Raw genomic sequence first — 18,242 nt, 5'->3', positions numbered from 1 at the left:
ATCTCTTGTATATTCACCATAAATTGGAACCATTAATTAACAATTACAAATTATTGATATGCCTTTTACTCTAGAACAAAGATATCAAATCCTCACCGCCCTCAATGAAGCGTACTTGAGAACTGACCAAATGCGATCGCAGTACGCCGACGCGCCCAATGATTTTTACCGCTTTGATGCTACCCTCACACCAACTGAATATCAGAAAAATCGCCCTGTGCCACTGCTATTCCAAGAGGATGATATCTGGGCAAGGTTAAACATAATTGAGCAGAAGTCTGAATTTTTGGTGAATCAAGTCTTGCAGATCATGGCTGATTTACAGATGATTGAAAGGGCGATTTTTAGTGAGCGAAGTTCTGTTAATAGTGCTTTGAAACGCGCCGATGTTTTGGAGTGGGAGACGAGTTCAAGAAGTGCCGGGATGTTTACCCAAAGGGATGACTTGATTGAAAAACTGCGCTATCAGTTGGGTCTACCGCCATCACCAGATACAATGGGTGGAGGCGGAATGTTGTTGAGGAGTTGATATGAATTTAGTAGAGAATAGCAGGGTCTCAAAAATATCAATAACTTCTAGTAATTATTCACATCACGTTGTAAGCGGTGGAAGATATACAGACGGTGTTGTGACTACACCATTTGGCTTTGTAAGAGTCTACGCTGAAGCTAACTTTTGGGCGCTTGAATTTATCTGGAGCGGGAAGTCTTACCATTTTGGAACAAGATGCAAAGAGCTGCCGTCCGACAGAGCTTTGACTCGTAGAGCTTCTAGGTTTGCCAAAGAAGTTGTGCAAAAAAATTTAAACGAACTTATTAGCTAGCGAACGCACGGTCTAATCTGACAGAAGATTTCTTGCATAAAAAGGGAACCATACCAACGAAGTTTCTTGCAAGAAATTAACTCATGTCAGGCTCCCTAAGCGATTTTTGCGAAGCCCAGCTATTAAATCAACTATTCGGTGGCGTACCCTACGGCACACCCAACATATTATATTTCGGCTACATGGTAGGCGTTGCCGGCGAAACTGGCCCTGGCGCTGAACCGAATTCAGGCGGATACCAGAGAATCGCCGTCACTAACAACACCGCAAACTTTGCTGTCACCGCCAATCAAATCAAGTCCAACGCCACAGAAATTCAGTTTTCCGAGGCAACCTCGAATCATGGATTAGTACAAGCGATCGCAGTTTTCGATTCTCCCACCAGTGGCAATATGCTGGTGTACTTCCCCTTGAGTAGCCCCATCAACATCACCGTGGGCGATGCCATGCGAATTCCCGTAGGTTCCCTCACGGTGCAGTTTGCAGCCGGGGGATTGAGCAACTACGTGAAAAATGCCCTGCTTAACCAGCTATTCGGCAACGTGCCCTTCAATGTAATTACCACTTTGTACGCTGCCTACGCTACCAGCAGTCCTACAGATGCCCTAGCTGGCACAGAACCCAGTGGCAATGGATACGCAAGAACTAGCGTAACTAACAACACCAATAACTTCCCCGTCGCCACAGTTGGCAGCAAAACAAACGCCACAGACATCGCTTTTGGTGAAGCTACAGGTTCTCAGGGCACTGCCACTCACGTTCAGTTGTTTGATGCTTCTAGCGGCGGCAATTACCTTGGGCGCTATGCACTATCCCCAACTCAGGTAATCAGCGCTGGCACAATTCCCACCATCCCTGCATCTGCCCTTACCATTACCCTTGATTAATGACAAACTTTGCATCTGGTGTCATTGCATCGGCTACCACCGCCGACATCGCCACAATCAAAATCCGCAAAAATTTGGGTAGACCCGGCACAATTACCACGGTATTATCTGCCAGCGTGGGGGCATTGGGTAAAAAGCGCTCGGTGAAACCTGACACAGTTAATTTCACTTCCAACCTTGCTGGGACACTCAAGCGGAAGCTGAATTTTCCCGCAGGAGTGATCACATCTACTACCAACTCCCAAGTCAAATTCTTCCTCAATGTCTCTCCCGCAGCGCCTCCCAAAGGTTCGTTGTACAGGGCTGACTTGAGTACTCTGTTGCAACCTGGGTCAAACGCACCCGCGTTCAGTGGATCGCGTTTGGTGAAGGGAGACTTAACCGCTCTATCTTTCAAGATTCAGGGTCAAAGGCTTGATGGATTAAATGCCGAATTTACCGCCAAGCGCAAAGACGATCTGTTTGCCGCGCCAATTGTTAAATCAGGTTCTGCTGTTCATCAAAACGATCCGGCGGTGGATGGTCAAACCAAGATTGAAACTGTAATGGGTAGCTTCAGTATTGACCCTGGCGACACAGAAAGTTTCCCCAATTCAGAGGTGGAATTGAGTTACACACTCAAATTCAGCGATGGCTTAGGGAGAGTTTATACTGTGGCATTGGGCAACTTCACTGTTTATTCTGCGGGGTAAACTTCATAGCTTAAACAAAGCTTCAACATAATAGCGTTCTTTATAGACTCGATATTCATTTATTACCGACTGAATTTCACCTTCACTCATGCTTAGTTCTTTGCCAAACTTAAACCAGAAAGCGTCAAACCTAGCAGCTTCTGATGCTTGCAACAGAACTGCTGCATGGTTCCTGGCATCATCTAGATCAAGGGTGGTTTTAAATTCTTGATAATCAATTTCTACTAATGGTTTTTGTGTATTAAATCCAAAAATAGCATTTACATCAACAGGCAATGGTTGTCGTTTTTCTCTTACTAATCTTAGTGCTGCAACTGCCATTTGTACATCTTTGCTGGGCTTGCCAAAACCTTTGGGTATATCTGGGGCTAATGCTTTAAACAATGCCCCTTCCGATTCAGCGTATGCAGCAGCGTTGATAATGGCGATCGCTTTTTTTGTGGCATCAGTTGCAGTGACAAAAAGTTGCTTGCCTTTATATTCAATTTTTACCTCTGGCTTAAATGTTTCTGGATTGATATATGACTCAACCGACAAAATAACAGGTTCTTGATTCATGCTTGCACCCTATTGATGATCCACTATCAATAATGACATCACCCTTCTCAGGTTTTGAAAACACCACCCTCACTTTTCTTGTTGCTGACGGTACTTACACAATCAACGCTGTCGGCAACCGTTCTCTTAACTACCAACCCCGCATAATCAAAGCAGTCTTGAAGCCCACAACCGACACCAGCACAGTCAACCGTTATGCCAACGAAATTCAGCAATTTGCTGGCGCTGACGGTCATGCTGTGCTGCTAGAAGGGTATTTAGTCGAGCCGCAAACTTACCCCCAAGGAATTGAGTTTTTGGCAGAAGCTGATATTGAAATTGTGGTGACAATTGGGAAGCCAGAAACAGGGAGATTCAAGCTACTACCCGTAGTGCAATCTCCTTATGTTGTAGCAATGGCGATTGATGCGATTACACCTATTCGGGGAATATTCAGGAGGAATTGATGAGGCTTGCCAAAATCAAAGTTGTCCCCGCAAAATACAACCCATTTATCAAAGACTTTCGCCACTACTATCACGTTCACATCTTTGAAGCTAGAGCCACAATGTGGGATGCTGGGGCAAAATTGTCAACTTGGGATAAAGATAAAAACGGCGGATATGGGGCGCTCACAATTCCTCTGTGGCGAGAAAGATGTGAAGGGGAGAAGCGAATCACAGCACCCAAAATAGGGGATGTGCTGTTTTGCAAGGAAATACTTGGGAGCGAGTGCATCTCCCATGAAGCAGTTCACATGGCAACCAGTTATCTTCGATTGACTCAGCAGTTGCAATTGACTGACCAGATTGACGAAAATGAGGAAAAACTAGCTTATTGCATTGGCAGTTGCACTCGTCAAATTCTGGATAATTTGTATAAATTGAAAATACTATGAATCTCCATCTCACAACAGCAAAATATGATAATGTTCTGAGTTATAAAACTTATATCCATCCAGGACAAGGAACTCCAGGCGAAGGATACACACCTTTCGAGGCAATACAGGACTGGGTTGCAAGAACAACTACAACCATTGAGTTATATGAGAAAAAGCAAATATCTCTCTGCCATTTTGCAGAACTGTTAGGTATATCAGTGGAGGAAGCAAAACAGTTTTTGAGGGCAGAAAACATCCCTCTTGATTTAGGCATAAACACAGTTGAGGAGTTAGAGCAAGATATAGAAAATGCCTAAAATCAACATCGATTTTAGCAAGCTAAATTCAGTTATCAATAAAGCTTTTGACGTGGTAGTTGAGGCACAAGGGGAGGCGTTTCAAAATGCGATCGCCTCCGACATCTGGGAATGGCCCCGTGAAACTCTCCGTCAAAATTCCGACATCGTTTCGTCTCCCCGTGACATCTACGATACAGGAGAACTCTACGACTCACTGGTAATTGCCAGAACTGCTAATGCCGCAGAGTATACCTGGGAGGCTGATTATGCTGCGATCGTTCACGATGGCGCAACCACCAAAAACGGCACTGAATTACCTGCTAGACCTTGGACTCATGTTGGATTAGAAGAATGTAACGCAGCAGAGATTATGCAGCAGCAACTCAATAAATATCTGTGAAATATCAACTTGACCTAGAACGACTCTCCAGACTAATTCGCCAAAAACGCGGTACAAATGTCTTACGTGAAGTGGCTGACGAAGCTGGCATTAGTCCGTCTACGCTTTCACGAGTAGAGAGGGGTCAAACGCCTGACATGTCTTCATTTATAGCACTTTGTAACTGGCTGGACGTATCGCCATCTACATTCTTTGGAAGCGTTGAGATTAGCAACCCTTTGTCTGTACCAGAAGCGATCGCTCTCCAGTTACAATCAGACAAAAATCTCGATCCAGCTACTGCCAACGTCTTGGCTATTCTTATCAAAGCTGCATATCGTGATTGTAGAGGAAATCGAAAAGATATTTGAGGATTTGTGGGAGCGGATGTGCTTTGACTATCAGGAGCGCACCTTATGAAAAATTTTTCATCTTCTTACAATAACCCCAGGCAAGCCACTCTTGACTCGATAGCGTTGTTCGACTAGCGGAACTAGGAATAGTGTATCAAGCACATACCCTTGGATTCTTAAATTATTAACAGTACCAGCTATTTCAATTTCGCGGTCGCTATTTAACAAATGAGCGGCATGAAACTGATAGGTTACATCAAATTCCTGCCCCTTGTGGCGATTCCAGGCATGATGCATCCATTGTTCATCATTCCAAGCGTATCCCTCAATATATTCGGCGCAGGAATGCATATTTGCAACAAAAATTGCATTGTCAAAACAGCGTCCACGACGAATAAATTTATTCCAACCTTCACACCAGGGAATAACTTCAGATACTTGTTTCATGTTATTTAAACTATGATTAATGCTCTTATTTTACGAAATGATGTATTTGCTGTTATTAAAGATTTATTAGGAACTTACACCTTTCCAGATCGCACCACAGCCCAAGCGATCGCCTGTCTCCCCGATCCAGATAAAGGCTGGAATTATCCTGAAAATGGTACAAAAGTTTCAGGCTTAGAAGTGGTAATCAAGCAGCCATACCCAGAGGTTAGTGCGAATATTGGAGGCGATCGCACTTTTACTAACTCATGGGAAATTCACCTCAAGCAGTGGGATACAAATCAAAGTTTGGTGGAAGTAATTGGACTATTGAGTGGTGATTTGCCTGCTGATTATCTAATAGAAAGAGTTAGCACAATGCCAGCAACAGAAAAGTTGCTAACTGTTGAACAGTGCAAGATTTTTATTACAGATTGGCAAGTGAGGGAACTCTGACACCGGATCAAAATCTCCGGAGATCAGAATGTCTAAAACTTTCCAAGTCGGCGCAGGCAACAAGGTAAAGCTGTTTGTGGCTTTGTTGCCATTGGGCGATCGCACTGAACCAGTAGATGTAGAAGTTACCGCCGCCACTGGCATTACCTCTTCAGCAACTAGCGTGACTGTAACTGCATTGACAGGGCCTATTGCAGGTGGTACACCCTTACTTTTTGACAATGGCACAGCAACGCTACTTGTTTATTTAACTAAAGATGCCAAGGTAGGCGACACTACTCTGACAATTGAACCTGCGGCGGCTGCATTAACAGGTAGTTCCACTGCTGAATATGTTGCCAAATTGAGGCTACTTGGTGGTACTCAATTAAATGCCAATATCAATAGCGATCGGGCTGATGTATTGGTATTTGAGGATGAATTAGGATACAAAGATGGGGCGATCACTGGGCAATCTTGGGAACTCCCTTGGACTGCAAACCTGCTGACGACTGATGATGCTTTCCGTCGAGTATTTTATGCAGCAAGTCAAGCTGTATCCGGCAGAGAGGTTTATGTTTGGCAAGAAGATGCACCACCAAACGGCTTTGCAAAAGGTGATGGTTTGGAAGGTGCAACGGTCGTGATGAATATGAACAAAGCAATGAGTTCTAACTCGATAATCACATTTACTTGCAGCTTTATGGGCCAAGGATCGCCAAAGATTGCCAGATATTCTTTGACTTAAGAATAATCATTAAATTGAATATTAAAAAGCTCAAATCTTTACTATATCTAGATTTGAGCTTTTATTTTGTAGTATAATTATTGTAGATTAAAAGCGTGGTTCATGTTTTGTTGACACCAAAAAATGAACCACTAAACCATCACTTTGGATTCAGCAAAGCAAGGTCTACATGAATACTAACAGTAAAGAGACGGGTGTTTACATCATTCGCTGCACAGTTAATAATTTTGTCTACATTGGTTCAGCCGCAAGCAAGAAAGGATTCAGAGGAAGGTTGATACACCATCTCTGGCAACTGAAAACGGGAAAACATCACTCACCAATACTCCAAAACCACTTCAACAAATACGGTATTGAGGCATTCACTTTTGAAATAGCTTTAGTCTGTCCGCCAGAAAAGTGCATAGATTTCGAGCAAGTTTTCATTGATGCCATAGGACTTGGAACGCAAAACAAAAGTTACAATATCAACCCTAGCGTTCGCTCCTATCTTGGATGCAGAATCAAAGGCGAAAGCAAGCTTAAAGGCAGAAAAGCTTCTATTGAAACTAGGCAGAGAATCAGCGAGGCTTTGACAGGAATCAAACGCTCTGAGGAAACCATACGCAAATCAAGAGAGGCGAGGATCGGGGTAAAGCGATCACCCGAAGCAGTAGCCAAAACCGCCGCAAAACTTAGGGGCAGAAAGCGATCACCAGAGTTTTGTGAAAACGTGCGACTCAGAAGCATAGAAAACCCTCTATCTCCAGAAGCACGACGAAAAATCGCTCAAACTGCAACAGAGGCAAATTCTAAAAATTACGTAGTTACCAGTCCGTCTGGTGAAGAAATTCACGTTAGAAATATGGCAGAATTCTGTAGGCAAAATGGACTAACTCACACCGACATGAGTTATTGCGCTCGTGGTAATGCAATCGCTCACAAAGGCTGGAAATGTCGTTACGCTCATATCACCAAAGAAGAGCAGGAAACAACCATTGCAGCGCTAAAACTAAAGTTCGACATCAAAGAGTATATAGTTACTTCACCTACTGGCATTGAGTTCACAAGCGAAAGTATGTACGCATTTTCGGCAGAACACAACTTAGACGCTTCTGCTATGTGGCGTGTCGCCAACGGTGAAAGACGACACTACAAAGGCTGGCTATGTCGCCTAGCTAACGAACCTGAAGAAATCCGCATTAAACGTTTGGCACTCAGAGGCAAAGGCAAAGATTTTATTATCACCACGCCGCATGGCGAAGAAGTAGCAGTCACCAGCCTTACCAAATTTTGCTCTGAGCATGGACTAGATCAATCTGGCTTGAACAAAGTCGCCCGTGGCAAACGATCGCACTACAAAGGCTACACCTGCCGCTACGCCTAAAGCACCCACGGCGGCAACGTGAGGGAATTTTGAATGAGTACACCACTTGCCAGCAATAATGGCTATCACCCCACCCAAAAACGATTCTCGCCTTGGCAAGGGTTACTCTTACCTCTTTGCGCTTTTTTTGACAACTCTGATCGCGGCTCAGTCCACCGACATTTCCTTTAAATTCAATAAGTCTGGAATTGAGTTTGCGATCGCCTCCCGCGAATTAAATCCCCAAGTCTTTTATCCCTGTGTCGCTCTGATTGCTGCAATTTTAGGATTACCAACAGATGCGATCGCTCTGGCTCTAGGACAAATCCTTACAAAGGGGCGCGAGTGATGTGGCAGATAACTGGCTCTCAAAAGTCCAACACTGGATTAAACAATTATTCAGACCCAAGAAAAAGAAACGTATTTATCCAAAAATCCTCAAACAGTGGTACGGAACAGATTGCGCTGTACTCAGAATTGAACGGGACACGCCAGGAGAAAGAGCAACCTATCGCATCATCTCGACCCACGGACAATGCGACTACCTCATTACGCTTGACTATCTCAGAGAGTTGCATACAGAATTGGCTGGGACTTTCCAAGGAACCCCTATCCGCATACCAACGCTGGACTATCAACGCAACTCTGTACTCACGCATCGCTTTGCGGTCTGGCGGGTCTGGCGCAATGGTACTAGCGATCCTTTGGGCATCTGGGACGTTAATCTTGAAGGGAGCGCCAACAACAGCTTTGCACTTTCAGAACTTGCACCACGTCGTGCAGTTAAGATGGTCGCATTGAGTGCGCTAGTGCTAGGGAATGTGTCACAAATCCCCTTTCTACACTGGGAAGCTCAGATGGAGCGCATTGATTGGCTTGATCTGCTGGAAGAAAGGATTAAGAAAGAATTGTCGAATCCGCATCACAACTTGAAAGCATGTGTGATTTTGCAGGATGGTTTATGAAAAGTTTTTCAGGAAGGGCGATCGTTGCTTTGATCGACCAATTCATAAAGGAGCGATGTCTACGACGGGCTATTCGGTGTCGCACTTTCTCTTGCCAATTGTTCACTCATGGTTGTTTTGCTCTGAATAAGCATCGCTTCTATCCAAATTAACGCCCTTACTTTGGGCAAGCCCGCCAGCCGTGCCGATCGCAGTACCCGCCAGCCCGAAGCCTGCCGCCGCGCGGGCATCAGACATATTGGGTGCAAAAACAATGGCGACGGCAATGAAGCCAGCGATTGCCCCTAAAACCAGCGGAGTTACCGCTTGAATATGTTCAGCTTTCATGATTTTGTCGCTGGGATAATAGTAGAAAACATACTGAGAATTGCCTGATTTCTATGGTAACTAGGCATCAGCCAATGATGCGCCAGCATTGCCACTGAATACTTAAAACAAGCAATTTCCCTGCTTTTAAGTATTTCTCTGTTCACATTTTGAAGCACTAGTGAAGCGAAAGTTTCATAATGCAGCGCCGCCTGCATACTAACAGTCTTGCAAGCTCAGTGGCTTTAGCCCTGAGTTATTGACCGATTTTCTGTGCAAAATTCGATAATTTGCAGTGAGATATCATGATCAATCTCGCAAACCTGGACAATCAATAGTTGCAATTGATGTAAAGGAAGTTGTAACAAATCTTCTTCAAAATGCCTGATATCCCATAGCAATCTGATAAGCAAAGGAATCTCACTGCCATCTATCAAATGGTATTCCTGGGTTAAATTTCTTAATTGTGAGTCACTTAATAGTCTTTTCGTCGCACAAGAATTAATCACATAATTTAAAGGGAATAGCTACCATCATTTTATTGAAAAATTCTGGCTCTTGCCGCGTCGGTCTTGCTTGCATCTTGAAATATTCAGCTTTCTTGGCATCAACAATTTTAACTGCAATGTAGTTGCTGTTGATTAACACCCTAATAGCCTCTCAATTGTGCATCCAGGAAAATTTTCCTGGATTTGGTGTTGCGATCGCTTTCAATTGCCATAAACCAGTCTCTGCAAGTAAGCCTCAACCGTTACGCCTTGTGCATCTGCTGCTGCTTGCAGAGAACTAGCCAACTCATTGCTTACTTCAATTGTCTGTTTTGGTTGAGATCGCTCTTTAACTTCGTATACGCCAGCCCGTAATATCATTCTTTTTGCTGCGGTTATGCGATCGCTCCCTGTTCGTGTCATCTCAACTGTGATCACTTGGGATTGGACGCGAAGATCCGATGCAATCCAATTGAAAGATTTTTCAAGTTTTTTGTAGAGTGTGTATTGTCCGGCAAAAGCACGATAGCAAGGTAAAAAAAGGATGAGTGAATCTAGTGTTATGTATTTAACAGGTGAAGCTGGTTGCGGTAAAACATCTCTTCCTGTTCTATGGCTAAATCTTGGTCATGACACCCATGACGATCAAATATCTAAACGCCGCAAGCGCAGGCTCAGAGGAAAACACAAAAATTTTGGTCTACATCTGAAGTAGGCAAAGCGATCGCTTCATATTGGACGAGACAACCTAAGCCAATAAACCCCTTCTGAAAAATTCTTCAGGAGGGTTTTTGCATGATCACTGGTGTTGGGAGAGGCGATCGCCTTTGACTTCGCCTTATCTGTGGCTCTACCCGCATGAGTCAGTTGTTGGCAGCTGTCTTGTAGCAACTAAGAGCAATTCCAACAGCGTTGAGCCTTTCCGCCATCGGTGTCGCCCTTTATTTATCCGCCCACAAAAAGAGTGTTGACATTAACTTCGCAAATTGCTAAGTTAATGATAGAGAATTTCTAGACGTTGCACATAATCTAGAAATGTCTGCAATTAAACTAAAGAGAACAACAGAGCGTCAAAGGAGTAGCCATGAACCTAAACTATAAAAAAATCGATCCGTATGCACATTATTTCTGTCACAAAACTGAAACTTTTTTATCAAAGCTATCCTGATGCTGAAGCTAGTTTAAGTGCTTGGAACAAAGTTGCAAAATCAGCCGAGTGGCAAAATATATTTGAAGTTCGCCAAGCTTTTAAGTCCGCCGATTCCGTAGGTCAACTTACAGTTTTTAACATTCAAGGAAATAAATACCGTCTTATTGCTTTTATTGATTATCAAAGCAAAAAAATATTTATTCGCAATATCTTGACTCATGTGGAGTACGATACCGACAAATGGAAAAATGACCCTTGGTTTAAATAAAGACCCTACTTACATTGAGCTACTACAAGCATTTCCTCCCCGTCCCATCAAAACTGACGAGGATTTATTTGCAACTCAAAAAGTCATCGATTCTCTGATAGATAGTGCCCCGCTAACATCAGACGAGCAAGATTATCTTAATATTTTAGGCACTCTCGTTTACGAGTACGAGCAAACGCAAGAGCTTGTACCTGATATTTATGGAATAGATTTACTCAAAGTTCTGATAGAGGAAAATGGGTTACTTCAAAAAGATTTAGTACCCATTTTTAAAACAGAGTCCATTGTGTCAGACATATTAAAAAAACGACGCAAACTAACAACTAGACATATTGGAGAACTGGCAAAATTCTTTCATATTTCACCAGCCGCTTTTTTCCCAATAAGTTGAAAAGGGGAAGTTGACTTGCCATCGCTCTTACCCCTCCCCAGCATCCTTTTCCGCCTGTTACCGTATATCGCATAGGCTCGGACTTGCTTGCGATCGCTCGGCATTGGACGCAACAAGCCGACGGAGTAGGTGATCGCCTGCTTGGAAGCTTGGTCTAATCGCTGTTGTCATCGTCCGTCTCTTCCTCCTGGACTTTGCGTTTTTTCCTCATCTGCTCATTTATCAAACGTTTGTTCGATTTTTCAGAATAGACGGATAGCCCGTCAAGAACGAGCATTCGATAGAGTTCGGCCTCTGTCCAGCCGTCGGCCTTCGCTACACGCTCAATTTCTTCTACCAAAGGTTTTGGTAGATATACATCTATCCTTACCTTTGACTCCGCTTTAGTCCTGGGCATTTTTTCTGCTGTTTCCATAAGTCCTTAATCTTTAATATTGTGGGGTACTAGGGGGTTACTTCGCTGTGTATTTCAATTATTCCATTATTTTACCTGTATTAGTATCCCATTAGTATGCAGGTTATGCTAAGATTTTTTCTGTTAACCCAGTTCAGCAATATGGACACCATTAGAGACTTAGAAACCCAATTCAACACCAATCCTGCTTATAACCAAACTGAATTGATCACCAGGATTAAAAACCAGAAAGCAATTATCAATAAACTGATAGACACGATACATGAGGCTAATGAATTATTGCTGACAGCAGCATCAAGCGCAGAAGAACCGGACAAGCTTTTGCAAGCAGCCAAAGTACTGACTCAATCACTGGCTGAGGTGGCAAAAGCATGAGCCGATCGCCTCAATATTATGTCTACATCAATTCAGATGAATGGCGTGAAAAGTGTAAGCGGTGTCATGGTTTGACTAAACACCACTGTGTCGTATTCCCGTGGGCGAAAAGCCGGAATGTGCATCATCTGACTTACCGCAATTTCCAAAAAGAGATTCCATTGTGTGATACGGTTCCACTCTCTAAATTTGCACACTGGATTATTCATCTATGGATATTTTGGAAAACCCCGCTACGTCCTTGGGTTAATTTCTTACTGCGATTGCTTTTAATATTTTGGGCAGTTATTTGGTTTTTTATACCAGTCAGCCGTCATAATAAGCGACACAAAAAATATGCGTGAAAACAAACTACTAAATCGCTGTGAAAAGCTCACTGTTTCGCTTGGTGCAGCAGGATTGATATTAATTGCCTTGGGTGGAAGCGCTTGTTTTTTGGGTGTAAGCAGTAAAGCTGTTCAGAAGTTAGCTCTTTTCTTAAAACCCCATCAAGCAGCTACTCAAAAAATGGTGAACTACGGCGCTGGCTTAACATACATGGGATTATTCTTCACTGGTAGTGGAGTACTGATTGCCAAAACATTAGGAGAATATTTAGCAGATAAGGAGTTTGCTGAAGAAATAAACTCAAATCTGTTAAATCAGAAAATAGTGGAAGTCACTCAGGAGATAGGGTCGATTCTATCAAATCAAGAATTGAATGTTGAAAATAAGCAATGCAGTAATTGTGCTTATTTTTCATCTAACAGTTTGTTGTCTTGTGCTGTAAATCCAGATTTGCCTAATGATTGCTCAGATTTTTTACCAAAATAGTGTTGCACTATTTGCTTGTAATGTGGCGTTGCACTATTTGTCTGCACACCATGCAAAATGTCTACACCGTTGATTATTTTATTGAGGTTGTTGCATTGCACGGTCACTAAAACGTGCATTTGGTAACGCACTGCAATTTTTATGACGTTAAATGCTAATTCCAGCACAAATAAAATTGCACGTTACTCACAGGATAATAAGTTGCGCTAAATGTCAGACGCAACTGAATTTTCAAAAAAGGAGAAAATATGCCCCTACAAAAGGAGAAGTCCAGAATAATTTACGAAGCCTGTTTGGGGAAGTCAGTTCGTGCTTACCAATGGCAAGAATTAAAAAATCAGTTAGTGACTGCCCGATTGCCTCTCACTTTTGATAATTTGCGGTTTGTAGCCAAATGCAAAAAGGTTGCTCCCAGGAAGGTGATCACATCTCATGTATTGAATTTAGTAGTGGAGTCTGCCACCGATCTAAATGGTGAAATCAAAGGTGCGGTACTGAAAGATTATCTCTACAAAAAGTGTCCGTCTCTATCCAAACATAAGTTTTATCGGGCGTTTAGAAGTATAGGAATAAGCTACAGAAACGATAGAACTTATTCTGTGTCTGAACTTGGAGAAGTTTTGTATAAGTTATTTGCATAACCATGAGATTCATCAAAGATTTTGAGCAAAGAGCTTCTGATGGGCAGAGAATAATCTATGTTCCTGCTGGCACTGAGGCAAGTGTGGAAGAATTTGCAGATAAGTGTTTTGAAGTAACCACAGAAAAACCTTGTACTAAAAATGGTGATAATCAATTCGACTTGAGTAGCGCAAATATTGCTGAGTATTTATCGGAATAATCAATTGCACAATAAAGAATTCAACAATGAACCAAAACCAAATTAAAGTAATTCAGTCTCGTTTAAAAAATAGAGGAAAAAAATTCACTCTCGAATATCTTAGAACTTATGTTTTGGTTGATTACCGCGACGAGGAGCTTACAGAAGATCAGATATCAGCAATTGTTGACAAACTATCAGGATCTGACGCTCTTGAACTTGCCAACACTGCGCTATCAGGAACGGATTCTTCTGCATCTGAATTGAGCCAAACTCAAAGACAAACTTTAATCCAGCAAGTTGCTTCCACAATAGATGTGAGTTTGCCAGTTGAACAGATTAAGCTGATTAGTCAAAAAATGGACTGGGCGATAAGCGATCGCGCCTCGCTCAAAACTCAAATTCAGTCTGCAATTGTTGCTTGGATAAACCATCAAATCGACCAAGATAAGCAACAAACCGATGAAATGATGCAAGAGGTAGAACAGCATTTCGTCACAAAGTTACAAGAAGGCAACGACCACTTTGACGACAAAACACGCGCATTCTCTATACATGTAGGACAAGCTAGAGACAAGTTTCGCGCCACAGAAGCAGAAATTCTCGACTTCTTCAAAATCTCTGGTTGACCAAATAGCTGACTACCGACAACAGCATAAATTCAATCTGCTGTTGTTGCTGCTACTGGTTCCAGTTTTATTGTTCGCAACTCAACTTATCTTCTATGAAACACATCAAAACCCGTATCAGAACCAACACCAGAGCAGGTAAGGCGGCACAAAAGGTAGCTGGTGTATCTGTGGCGGAATTGCAGAAAGCATTGACAGGAGATCAAGCCACGCTCCAAAAATTGGGGTCAATGTATCGAGAAGGGCAAATGGCCGCCGCCCTCATGCCTGCAATTACAGAAACGGTAAAAACGAAAATCAAGAATGAGAGTGACTGGAATAAATTCTTAGGTGAACTTGTTGCCAGTGGCAGCAAGGCTGAAGTTGATATTCAAAAAGCCAAGCGCCAAGCCAGTTTTGCCAATATCAAGTATTTGGACGACATGGATGAATTGCGTGAGCAGTTCAAAGCATCACTTGAGATGGAAAAAGGACGGCATAGCTGGGCAATTGATTACAACAGAGCCAGGCTGTTTGCAGATATGGTAATCCAAGATGTTGAGGGACAAGTTCGCCTGCTTGAGCAAGGTTCTCGTATACAGCTAAAGCAGTTACAGGAAAACCAAAACCACGAACTCAAAGTGGCTGAACATCTTTTAGAGTATGGAGACAACGCCGATTTATCTCTGATTCACAAACGCGATTATCAAGCAGAAGTAAAAAGCCCAATGGGGATAATCCGCCGACTACGAAACGCTTTAGGTATTTAATAAAACCCACTGCAATTACATCAAATTGCAGTGGGTACTAATATTATTCTTGATAAACTAATGTTACTTGACACTGACGAAATAGACCAGCAACAAGATTTCTTGCCAACTCAAACACTGCCTCGTGAATATCAAGATTACTTAGATAGGCTAGAAAAAGACTATTTATCAGCCTGTGCAACGTTTACATTAATTCGTAATTTTTTACTGACATTGACAGCCAACTCTGCCAATATTTCTCTTTGCCTTTTAGCCATTGACTTTGGGTTGGGGACAATGAGCGCGGGATTGCTAGGATTTTCTCTTGGTTCAATCCCCGCCATGATTGACATTGGAGAAGCAGGGATTGACCTTTCAAGTGAGTACAAAGTACGAGATATTTCAAGAGTAGTATTTGGCTGTAGTAAATTAATCGCTTCTGCTGGTATTTCATGGAACACTACCCAGGAATACAGACTTATTATGCAATACGCTCATGATTCAATTCAGGCTTTTGAAGTTGAAGTAAAAAACTACGAAATCAAAGTACAGCCTACAGATGGGCTGACTATTAATTTACAATTACAAATTGTTATAGGAGCATCTTTACTGTTAACTGCTATTCCAGTGATTTTCAAGCTTTTAAGGAGGTAAAGAGTGGATTGGTTGAAGTTGTTTAAGCAACAAAATCAATTCAGTATCGGGCTGGCGATCACTCTGTCTTTGACGGGCTTAGGGTTGTCAGTCTATTCTTTGTCTGGGACTAAATATGATGTAATTGAATTTTGTTTTAAACCCAAGAGAAAAAACAATCGTACTGCTAAGTATTGCACTCAAGATAAGCAATACATCATTCCAGAAGGGTACTGGAAACAAGAGGATTATGTACCAACTAATCCCCGCTTTCAACCGGAAGGGACATTTATCTTATCGGAAAAAGCTACACGGCTGCGGACAATCCCAGCCACCAACCCCGATGCTAAAAAATGGGCTTTGGGTAGTTTGATGTTGTTGTCTAGCGGTACGTTACTCACATCAAAGCGATTGCAACGTTACAAAATAGAATTTGTAGCTTATTTTGAAGAATTGAAGACCGATTTAAGTCAAGAAATCCAACAAAACGTTCAACAACGTGAAATTACTACACATAAAATTGCTGTTGAAACCGAGTACATCAAGGATCGGGTTATTCGCAATGACCAAATCACTCGCATCAAAGATAAGAGTGAAGGTGAGCGCGAATTTGACCGAGAACAAGCTGAAAAACAAAATCAATTAGCTGAATATCAGCGTCTTTTGCAATTAGCACGTTTAAAAATGGAAATTGCAAAATCGGAAGCTGAAGAAGCCAAGCATAAAAGTGAAGCTAGCAGGCATCTATCGGCTATTGCTACTCCAGCATTAGAACTGACGGACGAAATAGATTACGAAGCGTTGTGTCCCGGCAAGGTAGGCGAACTTGAATTTTACGACTGGCGGGATTTGGTTGATGATGCAGTCGGAATTATTGTTGCTGGCAATTCTGGTAGCGGTAAAACATCCGTAGCGGTTTGGGTGGCAGGATGGCTGACTAAAGATGAACCTGCACAAGTTTTAGCCCTTGACCCTCACGCGAATGTTAATGTGCTTTGGCAAGAGCTAGGAATTCATGCGATCGCTGATTTCCCGCTAATTGAACAGCAATTAATTCTACTAATTGAGCTACTTGATTCGCGGCGAGAGCTTAACAAACAGCAGCTAGATTTAGAACCGACAATTATTGTCTTTGGTGATGAGATTAACGCTTGCTTAGATAGCTTCTCAGATAAAGAAATTATTGAACTAGCGCTGAGGCGATTAGGTTCAGAAGGCAGAAAATACAAAATAATTTTCATTGCCTTAAATCAATCTTCTAATGCTGATGACTTGAAGATATCAGCACAAATGAGAAATAACTATCTCCTCATTGCCCTTAATGCCACGGCGAGACAATTAGCTAAACAATGGAAAAAAGATGACCCCAGAAAGAAACATATTGATGAATTAGCTTATAGCTGTATTGTCAGTGGTGCTGTTCCTGAATCCTTAGCCATACATCCCACCCACCACACCTATAAACAGTTCAAGAAGAAGGGCAATAAACCCAAGGGGCTACTACCAATTAATCAACTTCCTCTCACCATTCCTTTAGCGTCTCCAGAGGATATTCAAACCGACTGGCACGAAGACTTAATTGCATGGGCAGACCAATTGGGGCGAGTGCCGACACCAGACCTGATCAAAGAAAAATGGGAAGAAATGATGGGACACGCACCAAGCAGCAAACAAGTGGAGCTGCTGCACGAGTATCTACTAAACCGCAATTAGATTATTCGGTACGATACGGCAATAATTACAGTAGAGAGTGTGTGATCGCTCGTTCGGAACTAGAAAAGTACGGCTCTCTGTGCTGCTGTTGCTTAAAGCGCAAATTTAATGAGCTACACCACACCAGCTACGACGGCAACCACTTAGGAAAAAATTGGTTTCCAACATGTGAGAGATGTCACACCGAGGTTTGCCACAATTCAGGTAACTGGATTACTGACAAGAAAAACCCAGTGTGGGGCAATCGAAATACTGAAGAATTTACTAGACGCTTGCGCTTAGGGTATCAACTATTGTATTCAACAAGCTCTCTTAGCGGAGCGTGATCGCTCTTGGAGATGATACAAGCAGAAGGGCGATGAGCGATCACCTGCGACAATACCAAAGGCGATCGCCATCTACACCCCTCTTCGACTTAATGCAAAAATTCGCTTCCTGAATAATTTTTCACAATCTCAATTAGCACAAAATTAGCTCAAACTTTTTTGCTATGTATCAAATCTCTTACCTTGTAAGGCTTTTACCTTCTAACGCTACTGCCTTACAAGCAGGATGTCATCAGTTCGAGTCTGGTACTGCCCATTAATTCAAAAGCCGCCACTTGGCGGCTTTTTGATTGGAAGCATAATCTTGCCGTCGTGATTTACGGTAATATTATTATGCTAAATCACCTGAAATTATCCGCAAGCACGGAATAATTTTAGCGCAAGATTAGCACATGAAATTGACGGTTGAGATAATCA

Annotated in this window: 32 protein-coding genes; 26 read left to right on the top strand and 6 right to left on the bottom strand. The window is 42.5% G+C overall.

What is annotated here, in order from left to right:
• The first annotated feature begins 58 nt into the window (after window positions 1-58).
• From VE944_RS29300 to VE944_RS29285, 4 genes are all read left to right on the top strand, one after another.
• Window positions 59-529 (top strand): hypothetical protein, encoded by a 471-nt coding sequence (locus tag VE944_RS29300; RefSeq protein ID WP_324985791.1) that lies wholly within the window; start codon window positions 59-61, stop codon window positions 527-529.
• Window position 530: 1 nt separating this feature from the next.
• Window positions 531-824, top strand: coding sequence for a hypothetical protein (locus tag VE944_RS29295; RefSeq protein WP_324985788.1), 294 nt, complete (start codon window positions 531-533; stop codon window positions 822-824).
• An 83-nt stretch (window positions 825-907) separates the two neighbouring features.
• Complete coding sequence (locus VE944_RS29290; protein WP_324985785.1) at window positions 908-1,711, top strand: phage tail fiber protein; 804 nt, start codon at window positions 908-910, stop codon at window positions 1,709-1,711.
• Window positions 1,711-2,403, top strand: coding sequence for a hypothetical protein (locus VE944_RS29285; protein ID WP_324985782.1), 693 nt, complete (start codon window positions 1,711-1,713; stop codon window positions 2,401-2,403). The genes VE944_RS29290 and VE944_RS29285 overlap by 1 nt, the downstream gene beginning before the upstream one ends.
• 3 nt (window positions 2,404-2,406) lie before the next feature.
• On the opposite strand, the gene VE944_RS29280 is transcribed toward VE944_RS29285, so the two are convergent.
• A complete protein-coding gene (locus VE944_RS29280) occupies window positions 2,407-2,961 on the bottom strand; it encodes a hypothetical protein (protein ID WP_324985779.1) in 555 nt (184 codons plus the stop codon).
• A gap of 32 nt (window positions 2,962-2,993) precedes the next feature.
• Here VE944_RS29280 and VE944_RS29275 point away from each other — a divergent pair, with 32 nt between their 5' ends.
• The 5 genes from VE944_RS29275 to VE944_RS29255 are packed head-to-tail and all read left to right on the top strand — an operon-like array spanning window position 2,994 to window position 4,869.
• Window positions 2,994-3,407, top strand: a complete 414-nt coding sequence (locus tag VE944_RS29275) for a hypothetical protein (RefSeq protein WP_324985776.1) — start codon at window positions 2,994-2,996, stop codon at window positions 3,405-3,407.
• Window positions 3,407-3,838, top strand: a complete 432-nt coding sequence (locus VE944_RS29270) for a hypothetical protein (protein ID WP_324985773.1) — start codon at window positions 3,407-3,409, stop codon at window positions 3,836-3,838. Before VE944_RS29275 ends, VE944_RS29270 begins: the two co-directional genes overlap by 1 nt.
• Window positions 3,835-4,137: a UPF0175 family protein gene (locus VE944_RS29265; protein ID WP_324985770.1), complete on the top strand. Its 303-nt coding sequence runs from the start codon at window positions 3,835-3,837 to the stop codon at window positions 4,135-4,137. The genes VE944_RS29270 and VE944_RS29265 overlap by 4 nt, the downstream gene beginning before the upstream one ends.
• Window positions 4,130-4,519: a hypothetical protein gene (locus VE944_RS29260; RefSeq protein WP_324985767.1), complete on the top strand. Its 390-nt coding sequence runs from the start codon at window positions 4,130-4,132 to the stop codon at window positions 4,517-4,519. The genes VE944_RS29265 and VE944_RS29260 overlap by 8 nt, the downstream gene beginning before the upstream one ends.
• Complete coding sequence (locus VE944_RS29255) at window positions 4,516-4,869, top strand: helix-turn-helix domain-containing protein (RefSeq protein ID WP_324985764.1); 354 nt, start codon at window positions 4,516-4,518, stop codon at window positions 4,867-4,869. The genes VE944_RS29260 and VE944_RS29255 overlap by 4 nt, the downstream gene beginning before the upstream one ends.
• Before the next feature lie 57 nt (window positions 4,870-4,926).
• Here the strand turns inward: VE944_RS29255 and VE944_RS29250 are convergent, their stop codons facing one another.
• Window positions 4,927-5,298 (bottom strand): hypothetical protein, encoded by a 372-nt coding sequence (locus tag VE944_RS29250; RefSeq protein WP_324985761.1) that lies wholly within the window; start codon window positions 5,296-5,298, stop codon window positions 4,927-4,929.
• 12 nt (window positions 5,299-5,310) lie between these two features.
• On the opposite strand from VE944_RS29250, the gene VE944_RS29245 reads away from it, so the two are divergent.
• From VE944_RS29245 to VE944_RS29225, 5 genes are all read left to right on the top strand, one after another.
• Window positions 5,311-5,733, top strand: coding sequence for a hypothetical protein (locus tag VE944_RS29245; protein ID WP_324985757.1), 423 nt, complete (start codon window positions 5,311-5,313; stop codon window positions 5,731-5,733).
• Between the two features lie 28 nt (window positions 5,734-5,761).
• Window positions 5,762-6,460 (top strand): hypothetical protein, encoded by a 699-nt coding sequence (locus tag VE944_RS29240; RefSeq protein WP_324985753.1) that lies wholly within the window; start codon window positions 5,762-5,764, stop codon window positions 6,458-6,460.
• A 169-nt stretch (window positions 6,461-6,629) separates the two neighbouring features.
• The gene (locus VE944_RS29235) at window positions 6,630-7,826 is read left to right on the top strand and encodes a GIY-YIG nuclease family protein (protein WP_324985750.1); all 1,197 of its coding nucleotides are present in this window, start codon (window positions 6,630-6,632) and stop codon (window positions 7,824-7,826) included.
• 58 nt (window positions 7,827-7,884) lie between these two features.
• Window positions 7,885-8,154 carry a hypothetical protein gene (locus VE944_RS29230; protein ID WP_324985749.1) on the top strand — a complete coding sequence of 90 codons (270 nt, stop codon included), beginning with the start codon at window positions 7,885-7,887 and terminating at the stop codon, window positions 8,152-8,154.
• A gap of 1 nt (window position 8,155) precedes the next feature.
• Window positions 8,156-8,770, top strand: a complete 615-nt coding sequence (locus tag VE944_RS29225) for a hypothetical protein (protein ID WP_324985746.1) — start codon at window positions 8,156-8,158, stop codon at window positions 8,768-8,770.
• Window positions 8,771-8,872: 102 nt separating this feature from the next.
• Here VE944_RS29225 and VE944_RS29220 read toward each other — a convergent pair whose 3' ends face one another.
• The 3 genes from VE944_RS29220 to VE944_RS29210 all read right to left on the bottom strand — a co-directional run bounded on the left by VE944_RS29220 (window position 8,873) and on the right by VE944_RS29210 (window position 9,987).
• Window positions 8,873-9,097: a hypothetical protein gene (locus VE944_RS29220; RefSeq protein ID WP_324985743.1), complete on the bottom strand. Its 225-nt coding sequence runs from the start codon at window positions 9,095-9,097 to the stop codon at window positions 8,873-8,875.
• 480 nt (window positions 9,098-9,577) lie between these two features.
• Entirely contained in the window at window positions 9,578-9,724 is a 147-nt protein-coding gene (locus tag VE944_RS29215) for a hypothetical protein (protein WP_324985740.1), read from the bottom strand.
• Between the two features lie 62 nt (window positions 9,725-9,786).
• Window positions 9,787-9,987 carry a hypothetical protein gene (locus VE944_RS29210; protein ID WP_324985737.1) on the bottom strand — a complete coding sequence of 67 codons (201 nt, stop codon included), beginning with the start codon at window positions 9,985-9,987 and terminating at the stop codon, window positions 9,787-9,789.
• Window positions 9,988-10,108: 121 nt separating this feature from the next.
• Here VE944_RS29210 and VE944_RS29205 point away from each other — a divergent pair, with 121 nt between their 5' ends.
• The 3 genes from VE944_RS29205 to VE944_RS29195 all read left to right on the top strand — a co-directional run bounded on the left by VE944_RS29205 (window position 10,109) and on the right by VE944_RS29195 (window position 11,373).
• Window positions 10,109-10,279: a hypothetical protein gene (locus VE944_RS29205; protein ID WP_324985734.1), complete on the top strand. Its 171-nt coding sequence runs from the start codon at window positions 10,109-10,111 to the stop codon at window positions 10,277-10,279.
• A 400-nt stretch (window positions 10,280-10,679) separates the two neighbouring features.
• Complete coding sequence (locus VE944_RS29200) at window positions 10,680-10,982, top strand: type II toxin-antitoxin system HigB family toxin (RefSeq protein ID WP_324985731.1); 303 nt, start codon at window positions 10,680-10,682, stop codon at window positions 10,980-10,982.
• A complete protein-coding gene (locus tag VE944_RS29195; RefSeq protein ID WP_324985728.1) occupies window positions 10,963-11,373 on the top strand; it encodes a helix-turn-helix domain-containing protein in 411 nt (136 codons plus the stop codon). The genes VE944_RS29200 and VE944_RS29195 overlap by 20 nt, the downstream gene beginning before the upstream one ends.
• Before the next feature lie 154 nt (window positions 11,374-11,527).
• Here the strand turns inward: VE944_RS29195 and VE944_RS29190 are convergent, their stop codons facing one another.
• Window positions 11,528-11,788: a hypothetical protein gene (locus tag VE944_RS29190; RefSeq protein WP_324985725.1), complete on the bottom strand. Its 261-nt coding sequence runs from the start codon at window positions 11,786-11,788 to the stop codon at window positions 11,528-11,530.
• Window positions 11,789-11,929: 141 nt separating this feature from the next.
• Here VE944_RS29190 and VE944_RS29185 point away from each other — a divergent pair, with 141 nt between their 5' ends.
• The 9 genes from VE944_RS29185 (at window position 11,930) to VE944_RS29145 (ending at window position 17,499) form a co-directional block, all read left to right on the top strand.
• On the top strand, window positions 11,930-12,163 hold the full coding sequence (locus tag VE944_RS29185; RefSeq protein WP_324985722.1) for a hypothetical protein: 234 nt from the start codon (window positions 11,930-11,932) through the stop codon (window positions 12,161-12,163).
• Window positions 12,160-12,507, top strand: a complete 348-nt coding sequence (locus VE944_RS29180; protein ID WP_324985719.1) for a hypothetical protein — start codon at window positions 12,160-12,162, stop codon at window positions 12,505-12,507. The genes VE944_RS29185 and VE944_RS29180 overlap by 4 nt, the downstream gene beginning before the upstream one ends.
• Window positions 12,500-12,976, top strand: coding sequence for a hypothetical protein (locus VE944_RS29175; RefSeq protein ID WP_324985716.1), 477 nt, complete (start codon window positions 12,500-12,502; stop codon window positions 12,974-12,976). The genes VE944_RS29180 and VE944_RS29175 overlap by 8 nt, the downstream gene beginning before the upstream one ends.
• 248 nt (window positions 12,977-13,224) lie before the next feature.
• Window positions 13,225-13,617, top strand: a complete 393-nt coding sequence (locus tag VE944_RS29170; RefSeq protein WP_324985713.1) for a hypothetical protein — start codon at window positions 13,225-13,227, stop codon at window positions 13,615-13,617.
• Window positions 13,618-13,619: 2 nt separating this feature from the next.
• The gene (locus tag VE944_RS29165; RefSeq protein WP_324985710.1) at window positions 13,620-13,817 is read left to right on the top strand and encodes a hypothetical protein; all 198 of its coding nucleotides are present in this window, start codon (window positions 13,620-13,622) and stop codon (window positions 13,815-13,817) included.
• A gap of 26 nt (window positions 13,818-13,843) precedes the next feature.
• The gene (locus VE944_RS29160) at window positions 13,844-14,425 is read left to right on the top strand and encodes a hypothetical protein (protein WP_324985708.1); all 582 of its coding nucleotides are present in this window, start codon (window positions 13,844-13,846) and stop codon (window positions 14,423-14,425) included.
• A 95-nt stretch (window positions 14,426-14,520) separates the two neighbouring features.
• A complete protein-coding gene (locus VE944_RS29155; protein ID WP_324985705.1) occupies window positions 14,521-15,174 on the top strand; it encodes a hypothetical protein in 654 nt (217 codons plus the stop codon).
• 60 nt (window positions 15,175-15,234) lie between these two features.
• Window positions 15,235-15,807: a hypothetical protein gene (locus VE944_RS29150; protein ID WP_324985702.1), complete on the top strand. Its 573-nt coding sequence runs from the start codon at window positions 15,235-15,237 to the stop codon at window positions 15,805-15,807.
• Window positions 15,808-15,810: 3 nt separating this feature from the next.
• Window positions 15,811-17,499, top strand: coding sequence for an ATP-binding protein (locus VE944_RS29145; RefSeq protein ID WP_324985699.1), 1,689 nt, complete (start codon window positions 15,811-15,813; stop codon window positions 17,497-17,499).
• Window positions 17,500-18,242 lie beyond the last annotated feature (743 nt).

The organism is Nostoc sp., from assembly GCF_035638895.1.
Classification (GTDB): Bacteria; Cyanobacteriota; Cyanobacteriia; order Cyanobacteriales; family Nostocaceae; genus Nostoc.
The sequence above is the reverse complement of the archived record's forward strand: the minus strand, read 5'-3'. Positions and strand labels throughout refer to the sequence as shown.

Excerpts from the sequence above, each read along its gene's own strand:
- VE944_RS29175 (WP_324985716.1), top strand. The coding sequence starts at position 12,500 with ATGCGTGAAAACAAACTACTAAATCGCTGTGAAAAGCTCACTGTTTCG.
- VE944_RS29285 (WP_324985782.1), top strand. The coding sequence starts at position 1,711 with ATGACAAACTTTGCATCTGGTGTCATTGCATCGGCTACCACCGCCGAC.
- VE944_RS29275 (WP_324985776.1), top strand. The coding sequence starts at position 2,994 with ATGACATCACCCTTCTCAGGTTTTGAAAACACCACCCTCACTTTTCTT.
- VE944_RS29160 (WP_324985708.1), top strand. The coding sequence starts at position 13,844 with ATGAACCAAAACCAAATTAAAGTAATTCAGTCTCGTTTAAAAAATAGA.
- VE944_RS29220 (WP_324985743.1), bottom strand. The coding sequence starts at position 9,097 with ATGAAAGCTGAACATATTCAAGCGGTAACTCCGCTGGTTTTAGGGGCA.
- VE944_RS29250 (WP_324985761.1), bottom strand. The coding sequence starts at position 5,298 with ATGAAACAAGTATCTGAAGTTATTCCCTGGTGTGAAGGTTGGAATAAA.
- VE944_RS29205 (WP_324985734.1), top strand. The coding sequence starts at position 10,109 with ATGAGTGAATCTAGTGTTATGTATTTAACAGGTGAAGCTGGTTGCGGT.
- VE944_RS29290 (WP_324985785.1), top strand. The coding sequence starts at position 908 with ATGTCAGGCTCCCTAAGCGATTTTTGCGAAGCCCAGCTATTAAATCAA.
- VE944_RS29195 (WP_324985728.1), top strand. The coding sequence starts at position 10,963 with ATGACCCTTGGTTTAAATAAAGACCCTACTTACATTGAGCTACTACAA.
- VE944_RS29165 (WP_324985710.1), top strand. The coding sequence starts at position 13,620 with ATGAGATTCATCAAAGATTTTGAGCAAAGAGCTTCTGATGGGCAGAGA.
- VE944_RS29265 (WP_324985770.1), top strand. The coding sequence starts at position 3,835 with ATGAATCTCCATCTCACAACAGCAAAATATGATAATGTTCTGAGTTAT.
- VE944_RS29180 (WP_324985719.1), top strand. The coding sequence starts at position 12,160 with ATGAGCCGATCGCCTCAATATTATGTCTACATCAATTCAGATGAATGG.
- VE944_RS29170 (WP_324985713.1), top strand. The coding sequence starts at position 13,225 with ATGCCCCTACAAAAGGAGAAGTCCAGAATAATTTACGAAGCCTGTTTG.
- VE944_RS29230 (WP_324985749.1), top strand. The coding sequence starts at position 7,885 with ATGGCTATCACCCCACCCAAAAACGATTCTCGCCTTGGCAAGGGTTAC.
- VE944_RS29260 (WP_324985767.1), top strand. The coding sequence starts at position 4,130 with ATGCCTAAAATCAACATCGATTTTAGCAAGCTAAATTCAGTTATCAAT.
- VE944_RS29150 (WP_324985702.1), top strand. The coding sequence starts at position 15,235 with ATGTTACTTGACACTGACGAAATAGACCAGCAACAAGATTTCTTGCCA.
- VE944_RS29185 (WP_324985722.1), top strand. The coding sequence starts at position 11,930 with ATGGACACCATTAGAGACTTAGAAACCCAATTCAACACCAATCCTGCT.
- VE944_RS29235 (WP_324985750.1), top strand. The coding sequence starts at position 6,630 with ATGAATACTAACAGTAAAGAGACGGGTGTTTACATCATTCGCTGCACA.
- VE944_RS29155 (WP_324985705.1), top strand. The coding sequence starts at position 14,521 with ATGAAACACATCAAAACCCGTATCAGAACCAACACCAGAGCAGGTAAG.
- VE944_RS29240 (WP_324985753.1), top strand. The coding sequence starts at position 5,762 with ATGTCTAAAACTTTCCAAGTCGGCGCAGGCAACAAGGTAAAGCTGTTT.
- VE944_RS29200 (WP_324985731.1), top strand. The coding sequence starts at position 10,680 with ATGCACATTATTTCTGTCACAAAACTGAAACTTTTTTATCAAAGCTAT.
- VE944_RS29245 (WP_324985757.1), top strand. The coding sequence starts at position 5,311 with ATGATTAATGCTCTTATTTTACGAAATGATGTATTTGCTGTTATTAAA.
- VE944_RS29295 (WP_324985788.1), top strand. The coding sequence starts at position 531 with ATGAATTTAGTAGAGAATAGCAGGGTCTCAAAAATATCAATAACTTCT.
- VE944_RS29300 (WP_324985791.1), top strand. The coding sequence starts at position 59 with ATGCCTTTTACTCTAGAACAAAGATATCAAATCCTCACCGCCCTCAAT.
- VE944_RS29280 (WP_324985779.1), bottom strand. The coding sequence starts at position 2,961 with ATGAATCAAGAACCTGTTATTTTGTCGGTTGAGTCATATATCAATCCA.
- VE944_RS29210 (WP_324985737.1), bottom strand. The coding sequence starts at position 9,987 with ATGACACGAACAGGGAGCGATCGCATAACCGCAGCAAAAAGAATGATA.
- VE944_RS29190 (WP_324985725.1), bottom strand. The coding sequence starts at position 11,788 with ATGGAAACAGCAGAAAAAATGCCCAGGACTAAAGCGGAGTCAAAGGTA.
- VE944_RS29270 (WP_324985773.1), top strand. The coding sequence starts at position 3,407 with ATGAGGCTTGCCAAAATCAAAGTTGTCCCCGCAAAATACAACCCATTT.